Origin of the sequence: Curvibacter sp. APW13, from assembly GCF_032337135.1 — a bacterium.
GTDB lineage: Bacteria > Pseudomonadota > Gammaproteobacteria > Burkholderiales > Burkholderiaceae_C > Allorhodoferax.
Genome location: NZ_JAVXZZ010000004.1, coordinates 170,780 through 192,198 on the forward strand (window position 1 = coordinate 170,780; position 21,419 = coordinate 192,198).

The 21,419-nt window shown below is 67.8% G+C and carries 20 protein-coding genes; 10 read left to right on the plus strand and 10 right to left on the minus strand.

All coding sequences use genetic code 11. The features are described 5' to 3' along the window. The gene (locus RQP54_RS16580) at positions 1-822 is read right to left on the minus strand and encodes a phosphatase PAP2 family protein (RefSeq protein WP_315679530.1); all 822 of its coding nucleotides are present in this window, start codon (positions 820-822) and stop codon (positions 1-3) included. A 128-nt stretch (positions 823-950) separates the two neighbouring features. Here RQP54_RS16580 and RQP54_RS16585 point away from each other — a divergent pair, with 128 nt between their 5' ends. Further along, positions 951-2,603, plus strand: coding sequence for an ABC transporter permease (locus RQP54_RS16585; protein ID WP_315679531.1), 1,653 nt, complete (start codon positions 951-953; stop codon positions 2,601-2,603). On the opposite strand, the gene RQP54_RS16590 is transcribed toward RQP54_RS16585, so the two are convergent. The 5 genes from RQP54_RS16590 to RQP54_RS16610 all read right to left on the minus strand — a co-directional run bounded on the left by RQP54_RS16590 (position 2,587) and on the right by RQP54_RS16610 (position 7,875). Beyond that, positions 2,587-3,519, minus strand: a complete 933-nt coding sequence (locus tag RQP54_RS16590; protein ID WP_315679532.1) for an exopolyphosphatase — start codon at positions 3,517-3,519, stop codon at positions 2,587-2,589. The two genes, RQP54_RS16585 and RQP54_RS16590, sit on opposite strands and share 17 nt — an antisense overlap. A gap of 99 nt (positions 3,520-3,618) precedes the next feature. Then, the gene (locus RQP54_RS16595; protein WP_315679534.1) at positions 3,619-4,821 is read right to left on the minus strand and encodes an ABC transporter permease; all 1,203 of its coding nucleotides are present in this window, start codon (positions 4,819-4,821) and stop codon (positions 3,619-3,621) included. Beyond that, positions 4,818-6,026: an ABC transporter permease gene (locus tag RQP54_RS16600; protein WP_315679535.1), complete on the minus strand. Its 1,209-nt coding sequence runs from the start codon at positions 6,024-6,026 to the stop codon at positions 4,818-4,820. The genes RQP54_RS16595 and RQP54_RS16600 overlap by 4 nt, the downstream gene beginning before the upstream one ends. Before the next feature lie 8 nt (positions 6,027-6,034). Beyond that, the gene (locus RQP54_RS16605; protein ID WP_315679536.1) at positions 6,035-6,736 is read right to left on the minus strand and encodes an ABC transporter ATP-binding protein; all 702 of its coding nucleotides are present in this window, start codon (positions 6,734-6,736) and stop codon (positions 6,035-6,037) included. Positions 6,737-6,756: 20 nt separating this feature from the next. After that, on the minus strand, positions 6,757-7,875 hold the full coding sequence (locus tag RQP54_RS16610) for an efflux RND transporter periplasmic adaptor subunit (protein ID WP_315679537.1): 1,119 nt from the start codon (positions 7,873-7,875) through the stop codon (positions 6,757-6,759). A gap of 147 nt (positions 7,876-8,022) precedes the next feature. On the opposite strand from RQP54_RS16610, the gene RQP54_RS16615 reads away from it, so the two are divergent. The 8 genes from RQP54_RS16615 to RQP54_RS16650 all read left to right on the plus strand — a co-directional run bounded on the left by RQP54_RS16615 (position 8,023) and on the right by RQP54_RS16650 (position 14,471). After that, positions 8,023-8,424 carry a Rieske (2Fe-2S) protein gene (locus RQP54_RS16615; RefSeq protein WP_315679539.1) on the plus strand — a complete coding sequence of 134 codons (402 nt, stop codon included), beginning with the start codon at positions 8,023-8,025 and terminating at the stop codon, positions 8,422-8,424. Further along, positions 8,421-9,089 (plus strand): ATP-binding cassette domain-containing protein, encoded by a 669-nt coding sequence (locus tag RQP54_RS16620; protein WP_315679541.1) that lies wholly within the window; start codon positions 8,421-8,423, stop codon positions 9,087-9,089. Before RQP54_RS16615 ends, RQP54_RS16620 begins: the two co-directional genes overlap by 4 nt. A 111-nt stretch (positions 9,090-9,200) precedes the next feature. Then, the gene (locus RQP54_RS16625; RefSeq protein WP_315679542.1) at positions 9,201-9,587 is read left to right on the plus strand and encodes a hypothetical protein; all 387 of its coding nucleotides are present in this window, start codon (positions 9,201-9,203) and stop codon (positions 9,585-9,587) included. Then, positions 9,587-9,805 (plus strand): hypothetical protein, encoded by a 219-nt coding sequence (locus tag RQP54_RS16630; protein ID WP_315679543.1) that lies wholly within the window; start codon positions 9,587-9,589, stop codon positions 9,803-9,805. Before RQP54_RS16625 ends, RQP54_RS16630 begins: the two co-directional genes overlap by 1 nt. 78 nt (positions 9,806-9,883) lie before the next feature. Then, complete coding sequence (locus RQP54_RS16635) at positions 9,884-10,420, plus strand: TlpA disulfide reductase family protein (protein WP_315679544.1); 537 nt, start codon at positions 9,884-9,886, stop codon at positions 10,418-10,420. A gap of 41 nt (positions 10,421-10,461) precedes the next feature. Beyond that, on the plus strand, positions 10,462-11,067 hold the full coding sequence (locus RQP54_RS16640) for a CDP-alcohol phosphatidyltransferase family protein (protein WP_315679545.1): 606 nt from the start codon (positions 10,462-10,464) through the stop codon (positions 11,065-11,067). Beyond that, complete coding sequence (locus RQP54_RS16645) at positions 11,064-13,250, plus strand: FAD-dependent oxidoreductase (protein ID WP_315679546.1); 2,187 nt, start codon at positions 11,064-11,066, stop codon at positions 13,248-13,250. The genes RQP54_RS16640 and RQP54_RS16645 overlap by 4 nt, the downstream gene beginning before the upstream one ends. A 33-nt stretch (positions 13,251-13,283) precedes the next feature. Continuing rightward, on the plus strand, positions 13,284-14,471 hold the full coding sequence (locus RQP54_RS16650; RefSeq protein ID WP_315679547.1) for an FAD-dependent oxidoreductase: 1,188 nt from the start codon (positions 13,284-13,286) through the stop codon (positions 14,469-14,471). 20 nt (positions 14,472-14,491) lie between these two features. On the opposite strand, the gene RQP54_RS16655 is transcribed toward RQP54_RS16650, so the two are convergent. The 4 genes from RQP54_RS16655 to selD form a co-directional block, all read right to left on the minus strand. Further along, entirely contained in the window at positions 14,492-16,060 is a 1,569-nt protein-coding gene (locus RQP54_RS16655; protein ID WP_315679548.1) for a HEAT repeat domain-containing protein, read from the minus strand. Continuing rightward, a complete protein-coding gene (locus RQP54_RS16660) occupies positions 16,003-16,713 on the minus strand; it encodes a hypothetical protein (protein WP_315679549.1) in 711 nt (236 codons plus the stop codon). Before RQP54_RS16660 ends, RQP54_RS16655 begins: the two co-directional genes overlap by 58 nt. 13 nt (positions 16,714-16,726) lie before the next feature. After that, the gene (locus RQP54_RS16665) at positions 16,727-17,995 is read right to left on the minus strand and encodes a hypothetical protein (RefSeq protein WP_315679550.1); all 1,269 of its coding nucleotides are present in this window, start codon (positions 17,993-17,995) and stop codon (positions 16,727-16,729) included. 351 nt (positions 17,996-18,346) lie between these two features. Next, positions 18,347-19,408 carry a selenide, water dikinase SelD gene (selD, locus tag RQP54_RS16670; protein WP_315679551.1) on the minus strand — a complete coding sequence of 354 codons (1,062 nt, stop codon included), beginning with the start codon at positions 19,406-19,408 and terminating at the stop codon, positions 18,347-18,349. Positions 19,409-19,429: 21 nt separating this feature from the next. Here selD and RQP54_RS16675 point away from each other — a divergent pair, with 21 nt between their 5' ends. After that, complete coding sequence (locus RQP54_RS16675; RefSeq protein WP_315679552.1) at positions 19,430-21,418, plus strand: YhgE/Pip domain-containing protein; 1,989 nt, start codon at positions 19,430-19,432, stop codon at positions 21,416-21,418. Position 21,419 lies beyond the last annotated feature (1 nt).

Consider the following 21,419-nt stretch of genomic DNA (forward strand, 5'->3'; position numbering starts at 1 on the left):
TCAGCGACCCTGCGCCTGGGCTTCCTTGGCGCAGTCGTCGGTCGGAGCGGCCTGCGTGGCACGGACTGCTGCCACCTCCTTGCGGGCCTCGGCCAACTGCTCGTTGAAGTCGCTGTTGCCGTGCAGTTGCGCCACCACGGCGGCAGCCACCAGGCGACCGGCATCGACGTCGCTTTGCCAGTGCACACCGCAGGCCACACGGCTCTGGCCAAAGGCCCACCCCCGCTGCACCAGGGCATTGGCGCGCTCGGGTGCCACCTCGCTCAGCACCAGGCCCCAGGCCCAGCCCACGGCCGAATGGCCCGAAGGGTAGGAACCATCCTTGCGCAGCCCCGGTGCATCGTGCGGGGTGCAGATGGGAGCGTCGTTGGCCGGGTCGCTGGCCATGAAGGGACGGGCGCGCTTGTAGTGGTCCTTGGCCTTGTAGGTGGCCAGCCCGGCGTCGGCCAGGGTGCGGCGCAGCAGCATTACGAGGTGCGGCGTGGTCTGCACGCTGGGTTGCACCCCCAAGGCGCAGGCAAAGGTATCGGCTGCCTTCGGAAACTTGAGTTCGGCGTCCATCGCCGCCAACTTCCAGCGCGCCGAATCCTTGTTCTGCAGTGCCAGTTGATGGGCTGCAACGTCGGCCGCATGGGCAGCCGATCCGGGCGTGGCTGGTGGCGGCAGCAGCGCCAGGCTGTCTACCGCGCTCCCGGCTGGTAGGTACCCTGGAACGAAACCCGGTCGCGGCGAGGGCAGTAGCGCCGGATCCGTTGGGGGCGACGCCCACAGCGCGTTGGAACAAAGCACCGCCAGGGCGCCTAGGATATGTTTGAATGCCATGCTTGTCTCCTTGGGTCTTGTCGATTCGTGATCGAATCGGGCCCATGCTAGTGCCGACGGTGACTTCTGGCTTGTCACTTCGAGCACATTTTTGCCATTTCACGCAGTACGCCTCACCGCCTTTGTCCATGCACCCGACGCCACGTCGCCGCTTCTGGCCTGCCATGGTGCTGACACTGCTGGCGGCTCCGCCCATGCTGGCCAGCCTGGCCGCGGCTGTGCTGGCGCTGTGGCAACCTGCGGCCTGGACGCAGCTGTGGCAGCAGCCCCAACTTCCACTGGCGCTGCTGCGCAGCCTGGGCACGGGAACGGTAGCGACGGCGCTGGCACTGTGGGTGAGCGCCGCGCTCCTCGGCAGCCTGCGGGACAGTCGGCATTGGAGCCGCGTGCAGGCCTGGCTGGCCCCGCTGCTGGCCGTACCCCATGCCGCCATGGCCATCGCCGTGCTGGCACTGCTGGCCTCGAGTGGCTGGCTGCTGCGCCTGACCTCGCCTTGGGCCACGGGTTGGCATGCCCCGCCGCCCTGGCCTACCACCCAGGACCCCTGGGGTCTGGGCCTGGTGCTGGTGCTCGTCGCCAAGGAAGTCCCCTTCCTGCTGTGGGCTGCCAGCGCCCAGCTGGCCCGGCCCGACATCGGACCGCGCCTGGCCCGCGAGCTGCGCTGGGCCACCACCCTCGGCTACAGCCGCAGCCAAGCCTGGTGGCGGGTCGGCTGGCCGCAACTGCTGCCACGCCTGGGCGCGCCACTGCTGGCCGTGCTGGCCTACAGCCTGACCGTGGTGGATGTAGCCTGGCTGGCGGGTCCTGCCAGCCCACCCACGCTGGCGGTGCTGGCCTGGCAATGGCTGCAGGACACCAACCCCGCCATCCATGCCCTGGGCGCCGTGGCCGCCTGGCTGCTGGCACTGTGCGTACTGGTCTGCGCGGCAATGGGCTGGGCCGTGCTGCGCGCGCAGCCATGGCGCCGAAGCTGGGTGCGTGGCTGGCAAACCTCGACACCACGCCAGCGGCGCATCGGGGCCCTTGGGTTGTGGTGGGTGCTGCTGGCCCTGTACGGCGCGTGCCTGCTGGCCCTTGCCTTGGGCAGTGCCATTGGCGTCTGGCCCTTTCCCGCCCTGCTACCCGAACATTGGAGCCTCGCGGCATGGAACACTGTACTGGCGCAGCGCAGCACCCTCACCGTCACCGCCGTCCTGGCGTTGGCAGCCAGCATGGCGGCCCTGCTGTGGACCGTGGCCTGGCTGGAATGGGCACCGCAACTTTGGCAGCGCCGGCTATCCCCGCTGTGGGCGCTGCCCCTGGCCTTACCGGCGCTGTTGTGGGTACTGGGCCTGCACCAGTGGATGCTGCGGGCTGGCATGGACGGCTCGGCAGTGGGTTTGTGGCTGGCCCACACGCTCAGCGTGCTGCCCTACACGCTGCTGACGCTGCAAGGGCCCTACCTTGCTTTTGACCCGCGCCTGGGTCACGTGGCGGCGAGCCTGGGGCAAAGCCAGAGCCGCTTTCTGCTGCAGGTGAAGTGGCCATTGCTGCGCGCCCCCTTGCTGGCCGCACTGGCGGTGGGAATCGCGGTGAGCGTGGCCCAGTACCTGCCCACGCTGTACATCGGTGCCGGGCGCTTTGCAACCGTCACCACCGAAGCCGTGGCACAGGCCAGCGGTGGGCAACGTGCCTTGGCCGCCAGCTTTGCTTGGTTGCAGTGGCTTCTGCCGTGGACCGTTTTCGGGCTCGCGGCCTGGGCCGCACGACACCCCAGCGCGCAGCTCAACCGTCGGCGTTGATCTGCTCGATCAGCAGTCGCAGTTCGGCGTCGGCCACGGCGTTGTCCACCTGGCAGGTTCCCGCAGCATTGTGGCCACCGCCGCCACGGCGCAACATGAGTTCGCCCACATTGGAGCGGCTGCTGCGGTCAAGGATGGACTTGCCGGTGGCGAATACCGTGTTCTGCTTCTGCACCCCCCACATCACATGGATGGAGATATTGCACTGCGGGTACATGGCATAGATCATGAACCGGTTGGTGGCGTAGATGGTCTCCTCGTTGCGCAGGTCCAGCACCACCAGGTTGCGGTGCACCGTGGCACACCGCTCGATCTGTGCCTTGGCCTGCACCGCATGCTCCTGGTACAGGTTGACGCGCTCCACCACGTCTGGAAGCTGCAGGATATCGGCAATTCCATGGGTGCGGCAGTACTCGATCAGGTCCATCATGAGCTGGTAGTTGCTGACCCGGAAGTCGCGGAAGCGCCCCAGCCCGGTGCGCGAGTCCATCAGGTAGTTCAGCAACACCCAGTCCTTGGGGTTCAGGATCTCGTCGCGGGTGAACTGGGCCGAGTCCGCCTTGTCCACGGCTTCCATCATCTCGGTGCTGACGCGCGGGAAGGCGCGGGCACCGCCGTAGTGGTCGTACACCACCCGCGCTGCCGAAGGTGCATGGGCCGAAATGATGTGGTTGGGCCGCTCGCCCTTGTTGCGGATGGTCTCGGACTCGTGGTGGTCAAACGCCAGGTGGGCCGTGGCCACATAGGGCAGGTTGGTGGTGATGTCGCGCGGCGTTATCTCGATCTTGCCGTCCTGCATGTCCTTGGGGTGCACGAACTTGATCTCGTCGATCATGTCCAGCTCCTTGAGCAGTACCGCACAGACCAAGCCATCGAAGTCGCTGCGGGTAACCAGACGGAATTTGGAGTGGTTCATGGCCTGTCCTTTCAGGAGATGGATTGAAGTCATCGTACGGCAAAAACCGCCGCAGGGGAATGGAACGCGCTTGGGGAAAACACGGTGGCGACGCGACTGCTACTGCGCCCGCAGCGCCTCCACCGGGTCCAGCCGTGCGGCACCCCGGGCCGGCAGCACCCCGGCCAGCAGTCCGATGAGCACCGACATGGCCAGCGCCAGGGCCACAAAGCTCAGCGGCGTGTGCACCGGCAAGGCCGGCAGCGCCAAATGGATGATCTCGGCCAGCCCCAGCCCGAGCACCAGACCCGCCAGTCCGCCCAGGGCGGAGAGCGCCACGGCCTCGCCCAGGAACAGGCCCAGGATGGAGCGCTGCGTGGCCCCCAGCGCCACCAGCAGGCCGATCTCGCTGGTGCGCTCGGCCACCGAAATGGTCATGATGGTGGCGATGCCCACCGCGCCCACCAGCAGCGAGATGCCACCCAGCGCACCGACGGCCATGGTGAGGATGTCGAGGATGTTGGACAGGGTGCGCAGCATGTCTTCCTGCGTCACCAGGGTGAAATCCTCACGGCCGTGGCGGGCTACCAGCAGCCGGGTGATGGAGCCCACCACGGACGAGGCCGATACCCCTTCGCGGTAGGCCACATCGATCTTCATCATGCCTTCGCGGTTGAACAGTTCCATGGCGCGTGCCACGGGAATGTAGGCCGCGTCGTCGAGGTCGATGCCCAGGAACTGGCCCTTGGGTTCCAGCACCCCGATGACGCGGAATTGTGCATTGCCAAGCCGGATACGCTGGCCCAGCGGGTTCTCGCTGCCGAAGAGTTCCGTCTTGAGCTTGGCACCCAGCACCACGAAGGCGCGGGCGTTTTCCAGCGCGTCGGGCGGCAGGAACTGGCCCGAGCGCACCTTCATGCGGTACACGTCCAGCATGTCCGCACCCACACCGTTGACCGTGCTGCGCCGCAGCCGCCCGTTGGCACCGACCTCGGTATTGCCCCACACGGTAGGCGACACACCGGTCACGTTGGGCAAACGGGCAATCTGCGCCGTGTCCTCCAGCGTGAGCGGGCGCACCGAGCTGGGGATGCCGCTGGGCGCCGGCCCCGAGGTCTTCACCTTGCCGGGGCTGATGTTGACGATGTTGGTGCCGAACTGCGTGAACTCCGCCAGCACGAAGCGGTGGATACCCTCGCCGATGGAGGTGAGCAGGATGACCGAGGCAATGCCCACGGCAATGCCCAGCAAGGTGAGGAAGCTGCGCAGCTTCTGCGCGGTGACGGCGCGCAGGGCCAGGCGGGAGGAGTCAACCAGCTTCATCGTTTCGCCAATGCCGCCACGGGGTCCAGCCGCGCCGCGCGCCGCGCCGGCAGCACGCCAAAGACGATGCCGGTCACCAAGGCGGTGCCCAGGCCCGCCAGCACGGCCCAGTCGGGGGCATAGGCCGGGAAGGTGGGGTAGATCTGCCGGATGAGTGCCGCGGCCGCCAGCCCCAGGCCGTAGCCCACCAGGGCACCGGCCAGCGACAGCATGGCCGCCTCCATGAGGAAGACGTTGCGGATGGTGGCCCCATCGGCCCCCAGGGCTTTCAGCAGGCCGATTTCCGAGGTGCGCTGCGTCACCGACACCAGCATCACGTTCATCACCAGAATGCCCGCCACGGCCAGGCTGATGGCGGCGATGCCCGCCACCCCCAGCGTGAGGGCACCCAGCAGCTTGTCGAAGGTGGAAAGAATGGCGTCCTGGGTGATGACGGTGACGTCCTGCTCGCCTTCGTGCCGGGCCTGGATATGCGCTGCCACCTGGGTCTTGGCGGCCTCGATGGACTCGCGGCCCTTGGCCTCGATGAGGATGCGAAACAGCGTGGTGGTGTTGAACATGGCCTGCGCCAAGGACACGGGCACCAGCACCAGCTCGTCCGAATTCATGCCCAGGCCCTGCCCGCTGGCCGCCAGCACTCCCACGACGCGAAAGCGCCGGTCGCCGATGCGCACCAGCTGCCCCAGGGCACTCTGCGTTCCGAACAGTTCGCTGCGCACCTTGGCACCGATCACCGCCTCGGGCGCGCCGTTGCGCCAGTCGCCCTGCGTCAGGAAGCGCCCCTGGGCCAAGGCCATCTGGCGCACCTGCACGTATTCGGCTGTGGTGCCCGCCACCATGACCTCGCGCAGCCGCCCCTCAAAGCGCACTTCCGAGGTACCGATGATCAGCGGTGCCGCACGGGCCACGGCAGGCAGGCGCAATAGCGACTGCGCGTCGTCGATGGTGAGGTCGCGCGGGGTGCTGGTGACGGCATTGCCGGGGTTGAAGCCGCCGGTCTGCGAGCGCCCGGGCAGCACGATGACCAGGTTGCTGCCCAGCGAGGAGAACTCGTTCATCACGTAGCGCCGCGCGCCGTCGCCCAGGGCGGTGAGCACCACCACGGCCGCGACGCCAATGGCCATGGCCAGCACCAGCAAGCCCGCACGCAGCGGGTTGCCGGTGGCAGCATCGCGGGCGAAGCGGACGAGGTCGGTGCTGCGCATGGTGCGTTTCAGGCAGGCACAGTGGCGTCGCGGGCGGTGTCCAGCTTCAGGCCGCCGTCTTCCATGCGCAACTGGCGCCGGGCACGGGCCCCGAGGGCGGCGTCGTGCGTCACCACGATGAGCGTGACACCGCTGGCATTGAGCCCTTCAAGCAGGCGCACCACCTCCTCACCCGTGGCGCGGTCCAGGTTGCCGGTGGGCTCGTCGGCCAGGATCATGGCCGGGCGCATGATGGTGGCCCGCGCAATGGCCACACGCTGGCGCTGGCCGCCCGACAACTCCTCGGGCCGGTGGTCGGCGCGGTGTTCCAGCCCGTAGTCCTTGAGGGCCTGCGCCACGCGCTGCTGTCGCTCGGGTGCAGGCAGTCCCGCCAGCACCATGGGAAGCGCGATGTTCTCTGCCGCAGTAAGGCGCGGCACCAGGTGGAAGCTCTGGAACACGAAGCCGATGCGCTGGCTGCGCACGCGGGCCTGTTCGTCGGGCGAGAGCGTGGTCACGTCGCGGCCTTCGAGCAGGTAGTGCCCTTGATTGGGGCTGTCCAGCAAGCCCAACAGGTTCAGCAGTGTGGACTTGCCCGACCCCGAAGGCCCCATGACGGCGACGTACTCGCCGGGCGCAATGTCCAGGTCCAGGTCGCGCAGGGCATGCACATCCGAGTCTCCCAGGTGAAACACCCGCTGGATGCCGCGCAGGCTGATTTGGGGTTCCATATATTGCTATAGCCCGCGTATTACTTGGGTAACACGCTATCAATGGCATAGCGAGCACCGGCTTTCACCCCCTCGCGTTCGAGCGAGGTGACGACCTTGTCGCCCGGGCTCAGGCCTTCCAGCACTTCGGTGAACTCCCAGTTCGCCAAGCCCGTCCTGATGGTGCGGGCCACCAGAAAGCCATCTGCCCCGGCAACCAGCACACTGCTGCCTTCCTGGATCGCCGAGGTCGGCACACGCAGCACGTTCTCGCGTACCGCCAGCACCACTTCCACGTCGGCGCTGTAGCCCACCAGCAGGCGCGGCGCCTGCTCGCTCTTGGTCAGATCCACGTCGATGTCCACCGTACGGGCCTGCTTCTCCAGGGCCGAGACATAGGGCGAAATGCGCCGCACTGTGCCGGGAAAACTCTGCTTGGGCAGGGCGTCGAAACTCACGCGCACCTGCTGGCCGCTCTGGATCTTGGGCGCATCGACCTCATCCATGGGTGCCTTCACGTAGAGGCAGGTATCGTCGATCAGGTCGATGGCCGGGGGCGTGGGTACGCCCGGAGGCGAGGGGGTCGAGTACTCGCCCACCTCACCCACCACCTTGGCCACGGTGCCGGCAAAGGGGGCGTAGAGCACGGTGCGGCTTTGCTCCACGCGGGTCGCGGCCAGGCGCGCCTGGGTCTGGGCCACATCGGCCGTGGCGGCCTCGCAACCGGCGCGGCGGGCCTGTGCCTCACTGCGCACCTGCTCCTCGCGCGAGCTGGAGATGAAACCCTGGGCCAACAGCGCGCTCTGGCGCTGCGCCTCCTTCTCGGCATTGGCGGCTACGGTGCATGCTTCCAGCATGCGCTTGCGCGCCGTTTCCACCTGGGTGGCGGCCACACTGGATTGGGCCTGCTGGTCGTCGTTCCACAGCTTCATGAGGAGCTGGCCCTTCTTCACATGGTCGCCCTCCTTCACGGCCAGCACCTCGATGCGCCCGCCCATGGTGGTGGAGAGCTTGGTGCGCTGGCAGGCCTCCACGGTGCCGGCACGGGTATTGGCCACGCTGGATTCGACCTTGCCCTGGGCGATCTCGACCACTGCTACCAGGACGGGCTTGGGGCGCTTGGCCCACAGGACGGCGGCCACCAGCAGGGCAGCAACCACGACGAAAAGTGCAACTCGGCGGAGAACGGACCCGGACATGGCAACCCTTGCAACGTGTGACAAGGCCCATTCTAGGCAGGCCGGCACGCGGCCGCTTGATCTGCCTCAAGTACCGCAGGATTGCGGAGTCGCCACTATGATCGCCCCATGAACAGCATTCCGAGCCATTGGCAGCAGATCCCCGGAGCACCGTCGCACGGCGAGATCCTGGCCCGGCTGTCCGATCTGGACGACGGTCAGGCCCGCATGGGCCTCTGGCGTTCCGCAACCGCCACGGAGAGCACTCCCGCGTTCCCCTACCTGCTGCTGCGCAGTGGGAACACGGTACGCGCCTATGTGAACCGCTGCGCCCATTTCGGCGTGCCGCTGGCACAGAAGCAGGAGCACCTGAAGTTCATGCCCCATGCCAGCATCACCTGCAACGTGCACTATGCGCGTTACGACTGGCAGGACGGTCGCTGCCTCGGTGGCGACTGCGATGGCGAGGGCCTGCTGGCCATTCCGGTCGAGGTCGGCGCCGACGGTGCGATCCGCATCGCGGCGCCATGAGTGCCGGCCTGCACATCCGGGTGCAGCACCTGGCCACTCCGACGCGCACCCTGGTCACCGGGCTCGCCATCGATGTCGCGCCTGGCACGGTGCACACGCTCATGGGCCCCAGCGGTTGCGGCAAATCCACCTTGCTGTCTGCGGTGTGCGGCACGCTGGACGACGACCTGCTCTTCGCCGGAGAGGTGGTCCTCGATGGCCAGGCGCTGCACCCCCTGGCGGTGCAGCAACGCCGCATCGGGATCCTGTTCCAGGACGACTTGCTGTTCCCCCACATGAACGTGCTGGAAAACCTGCTGTTTGCACTGCCGCGCGGGGCGCGGCGCGCACGCGAGGAACAGGCCCGCCAGGCCCTGGCCGACGTGGAACTTCCCGACTGCGCCAACGCCGACCCGGCTACCCTGTCGGGCGGCCAGCGCAGCCGCGTGGCGCTGGCCCGCGCACTGTTGGCCGAGCCCCGGGCCTTGCTGCTTGACGAGCCGTTTTCACGCCTCGACGCGGCCCTGCGCCAGCGCATGCGCGATCTGGTGTTCGGCCTTGCCAGAGAGCGCGGCATAGCGGCGCTGCTCGTCACCCATGACCGGGCAGACGCCCCCAACGACGCGCAGTGCACGGATTGGCCACAGGGCGCGTCAGGCCCGCGGCAGGGCCCGTCATCCCACTGAACACCAGACACGCTATCGCGCCAAATTTGACACAATCTGGTCTTGCCTGTGCTGATGGATCACGACGAGAATGCTTGACACAATAACAAGCACACCAAGGGACTCCCTCCAATGTCATTCGTATTGATCCGGGACATCCGCGATCTGGCCATCAGCAAGCTTCCCTCTTCCATTCCAGACGGCCATGACATCCTGATTGACTTGGCAGCCGCCCACCAACTCCAGCGCTCCCTGACCATGAAGCAGATGCTGCTCATGCGCGGTGGCTCCGCCACCACGCTGCGGCGTCGGCTGAGCCAGCTGATAGACGCGGGCTACGTCACCAAGGTTCCGAACGCCCGCGATGCCCGCAGCGACCACTACAGCATCACGCCCCTGTTCCTGAAAGCCTGCGCCGGGCTCGATGAGGAACTGCGCAAGCTCAGCGAGCAGTTTGAACGCCGCCGCGCCAAACGTCGCGCCAGCGACCCCGCCCCCGGCAGCCGAAAGGTCGCCTGATGACCGAGTGGGACCGCAAGGCGTTGCTCCAACTCGTGGATGAGGCGGGCATGCGCCTGGGCGCGCCCGAACTCACCAGCGCCCAGAAGCATGCGCTGCATACCCTGCTGTCCCATTACAGCGCCAGGGCCAAGACCATCGCCGCCAGCCGCGAGGACGTACGCACCATGGAGGGTGCGCTGACGCGCATCCTGTCGGACGGCGAAGACCCCGACTGAGCGGGGCCGGCAGGATGCCCTGCCAACGGCAAGTGGCTCTCCCAATGTAAGAATTGCCGACATGCCGCGACCAAGGCCATGTCGATCTTTCCCTGGAACCCCATGCCCCTCGCCGCCCGCTCCCGGTCAGTTGCCCTGACGCTTTTCCTCCATGCCACCTTCAGCGTGGCCCAGCCGGTGCCCGCCAACATCCCCATGGCACGCTTGGGCGACACCCTGCAATGGCAGGCCCGCGCCATGGACGACGGCGTGGTGCATGCGCGCACGGCGCAAGGCAAGGTCTCCGTCGTCTTTGTCTGGTCCACCGCCTGTGCCGTCTGCCGCTCGACCTTGCCCGAACTGCGCGCCAATGCGGCGGGGTGGTCACACAAGCCATTCCAGCTGGTCACGCTCAATGTCGACGCCCACCGCGCGGATTGGCAGGGTTACGAGCAGCTTGTTGCGCGCTCCACTACCCTGCCGCCCAACATGAGGGCGTACTGGATGGGAAGCCTGACCGCCAACGCCCGACTGCCCCTGACCCTGGTGCTCGACGCCCAGGGCCGGGTGGTGGCGCGGCACGAAGGCCGCATGGCCCCGCAGGCCTGGGACACCGTGGCGGAACTGCTACTCTAGGGGATTGCCGCTTCGCCACCTGCGGCGGTGGCCCCTCAACCATGCTGGACCGCTTCGTACTGCCCCTGCTGCAACCCGTCCTGACACCCCTGGCCCGTACCCTGGCGCGTTGCGGCGTGGGCGCCAACGCAGTAACCCTGGCAGCGCTGGCCACCGGCCTGGGGGCATCCGCCTGGATTGCGGCCCAGGGCTACCTGCTGGGCGCCCTGGGCATTCTGCTGTCCCGGCTGCTCGATGGGCTCGATGGTGCGCTGGCCCGCCAGACCCAGCCGACCGATGCCGGAGGATTCCTCGACATCGTGGGCGATTTCCTGTTCTATGCCAGCGTGCCGCTGGCCTTCGCCGTGGCCGACCCGACGCACAACGCCCTGGCCAGCGCCACCTTGCTGGCCGCTTTCCTGGGCACGGGCAGCAGCTTCCTGGCCTTTGCCGCCCTGGCGGCCAAGCGTGGCCTGCGCAACCCGCACTACCCCACCAAATCCTTCTACTTCCTGGGCGGGCTTACCGAAGGCTTCGAGACTTTGGCCTGCTTCGTGGCCATGTGCCTGTGGCCGCAGCACTTCGCCGCGCTGGCCTATGGGTTCTCAACGCTGTGCGTACTCACCATCGCCACTCGGCTGTGGTGGGGCTGGAAGGCCTTGCAATGACGGCCCGCCGATTCGCCTTGGCCGTGGCGCTGTTGGCTGTGGTCGCGCTGTTCTGGGCCACAGACGCCCATCGCTACCTGCGCCTGGACTACCTGCAGTCCGCCCAGGGAGAATGGACCCGGATCTATGCCCAGCACCCGTGGTCAGTGCGTGCCCTGTACTTTCTGCTCTATGTGGCGGTGACAGCCCTGTCGCTGCCGGGTGCGGCCGTGCTCACCCTGGCCGGCGGTGCGGTGCTGGGCTTCGGCTGGGGGCTGCTGCTGGTGTCGTTCGCGTCCACACTGGGCGCCACGTTCGCGTTCTGGAGCGCGCGCTACCTGCTGCGCGACGCCGTCACCCGCCGTCTGGGTCCGCGCCTGGATGCCATCCACGCGGGGCTGACCCGCGACGGTACCTGGTACCTGCTGAGCCTGCGCCTGATTCCCGTGGTGCCGTTCTTCCTGGTGAACCTGGCCATGGGCCTGACGCGCCAGCGCACCTGGACTTACTACTGGGTCAGCCAGTTGGGCATGCTGCCGGGCACGGCCGTGTTCGTCTGGGCCGGCACCGAACTCGGTCAGCTGCGCTCGGTGTCGGATGTGATGAATGCCCCGGTGCTGGGTGCGCTGGTCACCCTCGGCCTGTTCCCCTGGGTCGCCAAGGCAGCCCTCGCATGGGTGCAGGCGCGCCGCGCATTGGGCCCATGGGCAGCCCAGCGCCCGCAGCGATTCGACCGCAACCTCATCGTCATCGGCGGTGGGGCCGCCGGGCTGGTGTCGGCCTACATGGGCGCAGCACTCAAGGCCAAGGTCACCCTGGTGGAAGCCCAGGCCTTGGGGGGCGACTGCCTGCACACGGGCTGCGTGCCCAGCAAGGCACTGCTGCGCTGCGCCCGCGCCGCCGACCAGGCGCGGCACGCCAGTCGCTATGGTATTGATAGCTGGTCACGCAATGAATACACGGGCCAGGTGCCAATTTCGTTCCCCAAAGTGATGGCGTACGTGCAGCAGGCAGTGGCTGCCATTGCACCGCACGACAGCATCGAGCGCTACACCGCACTGGGCGTTGAGGTGCTGCAGGGCCAGGCGCGCCTGCGCACCCCCTGGGCCGTGGACATCCGCCGTGCCGACGGCAGCGTGCAGACCCTCACGGCGCGCAGCATCGTCATCGCCACGGGGGCCAGCCCCGTGGTGCCGGCGCTGCCCGGCCTGGCAGACATCGGCCACCTCACCAGCGACACCCTGTGGGATGCCATGGCCAAGCGCGATGCGCCGCCCGCACGCCTGGTGGTGCTGGGCGGTGGTCCCATGGGCTGCGAGCTGGCCCAGGCCTTCGCCCGCCTGGGCAGTCAGGTCGAACTGGTGGAGCTGGCAGCGCAGCTGCTGCAGCGCGAAGACCCCGACGTGGGTGCGGCCGTGCGCAGCGCCCTCGAAGCCGACGGCGTGCGTGTGCATACCGCCACCCGCGCACTGCGCTGCGAGCGCGCGCCCGACGGCAGCAAGCGGCTGGTGGTCGAAACCGCTGGCAGACAGGCAGCCATCGTTCTCGACGAGCTGCTGTGTGCCCTGGGGCGCCAGGCACGGCTGGACGGCCTGGGGCTGGAAGGCCTGGGCATCCCGGCACACGCCACGGTGCAGACCAACGACTACCTGCAGACCCTGCTGCCCCACATCTATGCGGCCGGCGACGTGGCCGGCCCGTTCCAGCTCACCCATGCCGCCGCGCACCAGGCCGGGTACGCCAGCGTGAACGCCCTGCTCGGGGGGCTGTGGCGCTTCAAGGTTCCCTACGGCAACCTGCCTGCGGTGACTTTCGTCGACCCTGAAGTGGCGTGCGTGGGCCTGAACGTTCAGGAAGCCCAAGCCCGCGGCATTCCCTTCGAAGTCACACGCTACGACCTGGACGACCTGGACCGCGCCCTGTGCGACGGCGAAGCCCGTGGCTGGGTCAAGGTGCTCACGGTGCCGGGTCGGGACCGCATCCTCGGGGCGACCATTGTCGGCAGCCACGCCGGCGAGCTGCTGGCACCGTTCACGCTCGCCATGACCCATGGCCTGGGCCTGAACAGGATCCTGGGCACGGTGCACCCCTATCCCACCTGGAGCGAATCGGCCAAGTACGCGGCAGGCGCCTGGAAGCGCGCCCATGCGCCGACAGCGGCCCTGCGCTGGCTGCAGCGCTATTTCGCCTGGCAGCGGCGCTGACCGCGCCTGCCCGCTGCGTCACAATCGGGGGCCATGAAAGTCAAGCACCTGCAACACGCGCTGGACACCGAAGGTCCACTCAGCGGCCCCGGATTCCAGCCGCACACCCTGCTGCTGCTCGGTGCCGGGCATGCCCACGTGCATGTGCTGGCGCAGCTGGCCAAGGAGCCCCTAGTCGGCGTGCAGGTGGTGCTGGTAGCGCCCTACCCGCGCCAGCTGTACTCGGGCATGGTGCCGGGCATGGTGGCCGGGCACTACGCCATCGACGACTGCGCCATTGCACTGGCCGAACTGGTGCGACGGGCCGGCGTACGCTGGCTGCAGGCCAGCGTGACTGACTTCAACGCCGATGCCCGCATGGTCCGCCTGGACAACGGCATGGAGTTGCCGTTCGACTGGGCCAGCCTCAACACCGGCCCGGTGCAGGACCGGGAGCAGATCGAAGCGGCGATGCCCGGCGCGCGCACCCATGCGCTGTTCCTGCGCCCGATCGAAGGCTTTGCCGCCCTGTGGCCGCGCGTGGCCGCCATGGGTGACGAGCGCGCCCTGCGCATGGCCGTCATCGGTGGCGGTGCCGGTGGCATCGAACTGGCCATGGCGCTGCAGCAACGCCTGCCGCGCAGTGCGGTCACCCTGGTCAGCGGCGACCACCCACCGGGCGCCAACTACCCTGAGTCCGTGCAGACGCGCATCGCGCGGGCCCTGAAGCAACGCAACATCACGGTGCTGCAGGAGAACGCCACGGGATTCCTCGACGGCGAGGTGCTGCTGTCCAATGGCGCCCGCCTGGCCTGTGATGTGCCCCTGATCGCCGTGGGCGCCCATGCGCCGCGCTGGCTGCAGGATTCCGCGCTGGCACTGGACGCGCAGGGCTTCGTGCTGGTCAACGCCTTCCAGCAATCCACCAGCCACCCGCATGTGTTCGCCGTCGGCGACGTCTGCCGCCGGGGCGACCGCGAACTGCCACGCAGCGGTGTCTATGCCGTGCGCTCCGGCCCCGCGCTGATGCGCAACCTTGCGGCCCTGGCCCGCAACGAACCCCTGCATGCCCACCAGCCCCCGGCACGCACGCTCAACCTGCTGTCCTGCGGCAACCGCACCGCCATCGCCAGCTGGGGACAGTGGAGCGCGCAGGGGCGCTGGGTCTGGTGGTGGAAGGACCGTATCGACCGGCGCTTCCTGGCACGGTACTCGGTCGAAGCCCCGGCACCCGCGCGCTAAGGGGACCTACCGGCGGCCCGTCAGCGCGGCGCCGTCGCATACCACTGGCGCCACTGCGTGGGCGTGCTCCAGCGCTGCCCCGTGATCGCCGTCAGGGCATAGTGCACCGCCTTGCGGTTGTCCACCACCACCCGATCCAAGGCGTCCAGCAGGGCCGGCACGCTGGCGCCGTCCTTGCGCTGGGCCAGTCCCTGCAGCGCAGCGCGGGCCACCCGGTCGTCCTTGTGCAGCACCATGGATTCGAGCGCCTTGCGGGCCGCGTCGCCCGGAACCTGGGCCAAGGCGGTCAAGGCACCAAGGGCCTGTGCCGGGTTGGATTGCGCCTGGCGCGCCAGGAAGTCGGCACTGGCCGGATCGGCCAGCATGCCCAGCGCATCCATGGCCACCAGGGCGAGCCGGTTGTCGCTGCCGGTCGCCGCCCGCTGCAGCTCTTCCCGCGCCTCGCGTGCCTGCAGCACGCCCAGCGACCAGGCAGCACCGTAACGCCCCTCGCCGCCCGGTTCCACCAGCACGCGCCGCAGCACGGCGATGGCTCGCTGGTCGCCAAGCCAGCCCAGCGCCTGGGCCAGCACCTCGCGCTCGCTGGCCTCGGTACGGGCCAATGCCGCCTGGATGGGCTCGCGGGCCGCAGCCACCTTGCGCTTTCCCAGTGCCAGGGCGGCGGCGGCCTGCGACTGGGGCTTGTCCAGCGCGCGCAACAGGGCGGCGTCAGTGCCGGTGTGCTTCAGCCCCACAAGCACCTCGGCCGCGGCAAACCGCACGCTGCGTTCACCGTGCTCCAGCAGGGGCCACAGCTTGGGTGCAGCCTTGCCGCTGGCAATCTCCGTCAGGGCCTGCTGGGCGTTCTCGCGCCCCTTCTCGAACGGTGCTTCCAGTGCATCGACCAGCACATCGATGGCAGCTTCGCTGCGGATGCGGCCCAGCGCCAGGTAGCTGGCCCAGCGCGTGGGGGACGGCTCGCTGTGGCGTGCCAAGGTCAGCAGGTACTCCTGACCCGCACGTACCTGCAGCTTGCCCAAGGCCATTGCGTAGGTCTTGGCCTTGGCTGGATCGCGGTTGGCCTGGGCCCGCTGCAGCACCTGGGGGCCGAGCGCGTGTGCCTGGAGCTGCACCAGGGCCTCGACCGCCTGCAGGCGCAACACATCGTCGTCGGCATCGAGCAGCGGCAGCACCGCCACGGCACCGCGCGGATCGCCCATGCGCACCAGGGCATCGAGCACGATGTCCGGCCCCACGCCGCTGGCACCCTGCAGCAGGGAAGCAATGGCAGGCGTGGAAGTCGTGTCCTGCAGGCTCCCCAGGGCCAGAGCGGCCGCAGCCCGCACGTTGGGCTGGGCATCGCGCGCCAGCAGCTCGCGCAAGAGCGCAATGCTGCTGCGGTCCTGCGCCTGGGCTGCGGCCAAGGCTGCCTGGGCCCGTTCCATGGGCTGGGGCGAGCGCATCTGGGTCTGCCATGCCGATGGCTGTGCCCAGGCCACGCCACCGTACAGCGCGAGCACCATGCAGGCTGCCAGGGTCAATGCGCGGCGTTTCACGAAGACGGCAGCATCGCGCGCCCCTGACGCAGCGATTCCAGTTCGCGGGTCCATTGTTGGATGTCCTTGTTGGCCGCAGCGCGCTTTTGCGCACTCGGCTGGCCATTGGCGAGGTAGAAGTGGACCAACTGCAAGCGCGACTCGAGTTCGCGGATCTTGTAGTCGAAATAGTCGCGCTGCATGGCGGCATCGGCCGGTGCCGCGGGTGCGCTCGGGGGCGGCTGGCCTGGCTCGGCATAGCGCAGTGCGTAGCTCTGGGCCGCCTGGCGCGCCTCCACGGCCGTGGTGTTGTCCAGCCGCTGGCGCGCCGCGCGCGCCTGTTCGGACGTCAGGGCCGGCTGCATGGAGGCTGGCAGGTAGAGATTGTCCGGGTGCTGCTGCGCAAAGCGGCTCCATTGGGCCTGGATCGCGGCCTGCTCCTCACGCGTCGGTGCGGGCTGGCGCAGGTGCGGCCACAGGCGCAGGGTCTCCTCGTCCAGCGTACCGCCGGGCGCAGGTGCTTGCGCCGCGGTGCTTGGCTGCACGCCGGGCGCCGATGCCGCGCGCAGGGGCCCGAAGACCGTACCTTCGCTGCCGACGTTCGGAACCACCGCAGCCGCTTCAACGCTGGCATCCGGCGTCGGCCAGAGCCACCAGCCCAGCACGGCAGCCACCACCACCGCGGCTGCGGCGGTGAGCTGGCGACGGCGGCGTTGCACGGTAGCCATGGTCACGCCTGGGTCAGGCGAAGATGCTGATCACCCACGAGATCACCTGGCCGAGCAGGCTGTTCGTGAGGAAGTCCTTCATGTCCACCGGGTTGCGGTTGAGGCTGTCGTTGGCCCAGGCCGAGTACTCCGACACCTTGGGGATGGCAAAGCCGTATTTGGCGTTGATGGCCTTGATGAGCTCGTTGGAGAACACCGCGTGGCCCAGCATGTTGGGGTGCACGCCGTCCAGACCGAACAGGCCGGGCTGGTTGGGCAGGGGCCAGTTGGCGCGTGCCAAAGCGGGGGCCGTGCCGTTGGGGCCGGTGATGGGGCGGCCGTTCTCGCGGATGTCGTCGAACACCACCTTGAGGTCGGCCACGGCAAAGCCCATGGCCGCGCCCTGGGCCTTGATGTCGGCATTCATGGTGCCCAGGAACTGGCTCACCGTGGCCACTTCATTGGCATCGAGCACCTGGTCCGGGCTGGAGACACTGCTGCGGTAGAACGCCTTCAGGCCACTGTAGTCCGCGCGGCCTTGCGGGTCGGTGTACTTTTCCAGGTAGGCAATGCTGGTCACGTTCGGAATGGTGAACAGCACGCCACCCTTGAGGCTGCCCATGGCGGCCAGGCGGCGCATGGTCTCCGAAAAGTCACGCTTGAAACGGTCCATGTCCAGGCAGCTGGTGCCGGTGTGCAAGGCGGTGCACAGCACATGGTTGGCCGCTGCGGTACCGAACAGGAAGGTGGGCTTGACCTTCTCCATCACTTCCATCTGCGTGCCGGAGCTGCGCAGCCCGTACTGGTGAAACTTGTCGGGCTCCTGGCAATCGGCCACCTCCACCCAGCGGTAGGTGTACCAGTACCAGGTGGCCCAGTACCACTGGCGCTCCATCTTGCGCGCCGTGACGTCGGCACACTGGCCACTGGTGCGCAGCACCGAGGTGTACTCGGCACCGGTAATGCCGGCATGGGTGGGAAGCGACACGGTGGCGCCATTGCCACCGATGATGGAGCCGGCCATGCAGAAGGGGCCGCAGTTGCCCTTCATCACGTCTTCCAGGTTGAGGTAGGGGCCTTCGAGCACGTTGTAGGACAGGTTGGAGCCTGCCTGCTTGCTCACCAGCACCGGGTAGGCCCAGTCCTGGGTCTTCTTCTCCACGGTCACGCCGTAGAAGCCTTGCGACAGCGAGTCGCCGATCGCGCCAGGGCGCGCAAACATTTCTGCCTGGGTGGCAGATTGGGCAGCCTGCGCTGCCAGCAGCGCGGCCATCGCGCCAAGGAATCTCATCCACTGCTTCATTGTGTCTCCTCGTGGGACTGCGCCGCTGGGTGATGCGTGCCACCGCGCGTTGTCGCAGCCTGGGTACCTTCGGTTTCGACTGTCTCCCTGCTAGGCATCGGGTCTGGGTGGTGCACCCGTCCGGCGAACCGGCGCAATGGTAAGAAGCAAAACGAATAAAAACGAGCACCGCAAATGCCGGTGTCGTCTGCGCGACACAGCCCCCCGGAGCACTGCGGGCGACCGGACTCTCGCGAGTTTTCTTTGCTGTACTCTGAGATTGGTACCAGTCAGTACCAAGAGCATGGCAGGTTTCCTATGCTCCAGCCGAGGCTCATCGGATTCCTGAATTGACGCCGGAGAATTTTTCGTTTATGCGCGAATTCGCAGACCCGGCACCTGGCCTTGCGCGTCCAGCACGCGCCCTACCACTGCCGCCTGGGCGAAGCCCTTGGCGGCGAAGGTGGACAGCACCGCCTCGACGGCGTCGGGCGCGCAGCTCACCAGCAAGCCACCACTGGTCTGCGGGTCCGACAGCAGGGCCTGGTTCACGGTCCCGAAGTTGGCCGGCAACTGCACCTGGGCCCCGTAACCGGCCCAGTTGCGCCCCGAGGCCCCGGTCACCATGCCCGCGGCGGCCAAGGCCTCCACCCCGTCGATCAGCGGCACCTGACTCCAGTCAATCTCCACCATGGTGTTCGAACCGCGCGCCACTTCCAGGGCATGCCCGGCCAGCCCGAAACCGGTCACGTCGGTGATGGCATGCACGCCGTCGATGGCGGCCAACAAAGGGCCGGGGGTATTGAGTTGCGTGGTGGTGGCAATCATGCGCTGGTAGCCGTCGGCGTCGAGCTTTTCCTTCTTGAGCGCGGCCGACAGGATGCCCACGCCCAGCGGCTTGCCCAGCACCAGCACGTCCCCCACCCGCGCATCGGCATTGCGCTTGACGCGCTTGGGGTGCACCAGTCCGAGTGCCACCAGGCCGTAGATGGGTTCCACCGAATCGATGGTGTGCCCACCGGCAATCGGAATGCCTGCAGCCTTGCACACCGAAGCACCCCCCGCCAGGATCTTGCCAATGGTGTCGGTGGACAGCACGTTGATCGGCATGCCCACCAGGGCCAGCGCCATGATGGGGGTGCCACCCATGGCGTACACATCGGAGATGGCATTGGTGGCGGCGATGCGCCCGAAGTCGAAGGCATCGTCGACGATGGGCATGAAGAAGTCGGTGGTGGCGATCAGCGCCTGCTCGTCGTTGAGCCGGTACACCGCCGCATCGTCCGCCGTTTCGATGCCCACCAACAACTCGGGCGGCATGGGCATGCCGGTGGTGGTCTTGAGGATGTCGGAGAGCACGCCCGGGGCGATCTTGCAACCGCAGCCGCCTCCGTGCGACAGACTGGTCAGGCGGGGTTCGGCGGCGTGGTTCATGGTGGGTGCAAATCAGTGACAATGGCACAAGTATCCCAAATCCAATTGCCGTGGCACCGCACCGCGGCCCGAACCATGAAGCTGTTCCTGCAAATGGTGTTCCTGGTGCGCATGGAGGCGCACTACTTCGCCCAGCACCGCCGTTTGCGTCTGGCGGCGCTGGTCATCGCGCTCGTTCCTTCCATCTATGCACTGATCTACCTGTCCTCCGTGTGGGACCCGGAGGGGCACACCCGGGCCCTGCCGGTCGGCATCGTCAACCAGGACACCGGTGTCGAGTACCGCGAGCACCGATTCAACATTGGGCAGGAACTCACGGACCGACTGCTGGCTTCAACCCAGTTCGGCTACCGCGCGGTCACCGACGAAGCACAGGCCCGCGACGAGGTGCGCGTGGGTCGCATGGCCTTCGCCCTGGTGATTCCGCCCGGCTTCAGCGCCCAGGCCGTGCCCGGTGCCGCACCGGGCGGCGGCAAGCTGCTCATCGTGGCCTCGCAGGGCAACAACTTCCAGACCGCCTCGATTGCACGCCACTTCGCCGAAACCCTGGGCCGCGAGATCAACCAGACCCTCAATGAGCGCCGCTGGGCCCTGGTGCTGCGTGACGCTGCGGGCTCGCAAAGTGGCGTCGAGCGTCTCAAGCTGGCGGCAGCCCAGCTGCGCGACGGTGCCAGTGAACTGCGCCAGGGCAGCTCCCAGCTCAGCACCGGTGGCAAGGCCCTGAACAATGGCGCCCACCAGCTGGAAGATGGCATCGAGCAACTGACCAATGGTGTCAAGCAATTGGGCTCCGGTCTGCGCACGATGGACGCCCGACGGCCGCACAACCGCGAACTCACGGCCCTGAGCAATGGTGCAGAGGCCCTGGCCGCTGGCCACGCCGAACTCGGAGAGGGGCTGGCACAACTGCACACCGGCGCCAAGACCTTGTCATCCGGGGTCAGCGGTTACCGCACCCAGACCCAGGCCAGCTTCTTTGTGCCCGACAGCGTCAGCGAGGGGCTGGGCACCTTGCATGCCGGGCTATCGCAATTGGAAACCGGACTGGCCAGCGCACAGGAGGGGCAGACCCAGCTCCACGAAGGGGCCAAGAAGCTCAACACCGGCGTTGGCGCGCTCACCACCGGCGTGCGGGCCATGAACCAGGGCATCCGAAGCATGGTCGAAAAACTGCCCGAGGATGCACAGCTGGATCGCCTCAGCGACGGCGGGAAGCAGCTTGCCGACAACACGGCAAAGATGGCGGATGGCCTGCAGAAGCTCGACGCCGGCATGCAGCGGATGGAAGGCGGCATTGCCCTGCTGCAAAGCTCGCTGCCGCAGGAATTCAATGCACCCGAAGGCAGTGCCGGCGGACTGGCGCGCTCGGTCGAGCCGGTGATGGACATCCTGGCACCGGTGCACAACAGCGGCGAGAGCTTCGCCGCCAACGTCATTCCCGCGGCGCTGTGGCTGGGCGCGGGCATTGCAGCCTTCCTGATCCACGTTCGCGTGCTGCCGCGCCATGCCCGGCTATTCCCGGCACCCGTGCGCTTTGCCGGCAAGGCCGTGATGCCCGCCTTTCTGGTGCTGGCCCAGACCCTGGTGCTGTGGCTGGTGCTGCGCCATGTGCTCAACGTGCACGTGGTGCACGCCGCACCCTTTGCGCTGACGCTCGCGCTGACCGCGCTGACCTTCCTGATGATGATCATGGCCCTGACCCTCATGTTCGGCGACGCCGGCAAGGGCTTTGCCATGATCCTGCTGGCCGTGCAGCTCTCCAGCAGCGGCGGTGTAGTGCCGGTGGAACTCAGCGGCGGCTGGTTCATGCAGATCAGCCCCTGGCTGCCCCTGACCTGGGTGGTGCATGCGCTCAAGGCGACCATGTTCGATGCCTATGCCGGTGCCTGGCAGGCCCCGCTGCTGCAACTGGGCGTTGCCTTGCTGCTGACCTGGCTGCTGGGCAGCTACCTGGCGCAGTGGCGCTACATCAAGCAGTCCGGGCACGTGCGCCCGACGCTGGATCTGTAAC

Excerpts from the sequence above, each read along its gene's own strand:
- RQP54_RS16580 (WP_315679530.1), bottom strand. The coding sequence starts at position 822 with ATGGCATTCAAACATATCCTAGGCGCCCTGGCGGTGCTTTGTTCCAAC.
- RQP54_RS16585 (WP_315679531.1), top strand. The coding sequence starts at position 951 with ATGCACCCGACGCCACGTCGCCGCTTCTGGCCTGCCATGGTGCTGACA.
- RQP54_RS16590 (WP_315679532.1), bottom strand. The coding sequence starts at position 3,519 with ATGAACCACTCCAAATTCCGTCTGGTTACCCGCAGCGACTTCGATGGC.
- RQP54_RS16595 (WP_315679534.1), bottom strand. The coding sequence starts at position 4,821 with ATGAAGCTGGTTGACTCCTCCCGCCTGGCCCTGCGCGCCGTCACCGCG.
- RQP54_RS16600 (WP_315679535.1), bottom strand. The coding sequence starts at position 6,026 with ATGCGCAGCACCGACCTCGTCCGCTTCGCCCGCGATGCTGCCACCGGC.
- RQP54_RS16605 (WP_315679536.1), bottom strand. The coding sequence starts at position 6,736 with ATGGAACCCCAAATCAGCCTGCGCGGCATCCAGCGGGTGTTTCACCTG.
- RQP54_RS16615 (WP_315679539.1), top strand. The coding sequence starts at position 8,023 with ATGAACAGCATTCCGAGCCATTGGCAGCAGATCCCCGGAGCACCGTCG.
- RQP54_RS16620 (WP_315679541.1), top strand. The coding sequence starts at position 8,421 with ATGAGTGCCGGCCTGCACATCCGGGTGCAGCACCTGGCCACTCCGACG.
- RQP54_RS16625 (WP_315679542.1), top strand. The coding sequence starts at position 9,201 with ATGTCATTCGTATTGATCCGGGACATCCGCGATCTGGCCATCAGCAAG.
- RQP54_RS16630 (WP_315679543.1), top strand. The coding sequence starts at position 9,587 with ATGACCGAGTGGGACCGCAAGGCGTTGCTCCAACTCGTGGATGAGGCG.
- RQP54_RS16635 (WP_315679544.1), top strand. The coding sequence starts at position 9,884 with ATGTCGATCTTTCCCTGGAACCCCATGCCCCTCGCCGCCCGCTCCCGG.
- RQP54_RS16640 (WP_315679545.1), top strand. The coding sequence starts at position 10,462 with ATGCTGGACCGCTTCGTACTGCCCCTGCTGCAACCCGTCCTGACACCC.
- RQP54_RS16645 (WP_315679546.1), top strand. The coding sequence starts at position 11,064 with ATGACGGCCCGCCGATTCGCCTTGGCCGTGGCGCTGTTGGCTGTGGTC.
- RQP54_RS16650 (WP_315679547.1), top strand. The coding sequence starts at position 13,284 with ATGAAAGTCAAGCACCTGCAACACGCGCTGGACACCGAAGGTCCACTC.
- RQP54_RS16655 (WP_315679548.1), bottom strand. The coding sequence starts at position 16,060 with ATGGACCCGCGAACTGGAATCGCTGCGTCAGGGGCGCGCGATGCTGCC.
- RQP54_RS16660 (WP_315679549.1), bottom strand. The coding sequence starts at position 16,713 with ATGGCTACCGTGCAACGCCGCCGTCGCCAGCTCACCGCCGCAGCCGCG.
- RQP54_RS16665 (WP_315679550.1), bottom strand. The coding sequence starts at position 17,995 with ATGAAGCAGTGGATGAGATTCCTTGGCGCGATGGCCGCGCTGCTGGCA.
- selD (WP_315679551.1), bottom strand. The coding sequence starts at position 19,408 with ATGAACCACGCCGCCGAACCCCGCCTGACCAGTCTGTCGCACGGAGGC.
- RQP54_RS16675 (WP_315679552.1), top strand. The coding sequence starts at position 19,430 with ATGGCACAAGTATCCCAAATCCAATTGCCGTGGCACCGCACCGCGGCC.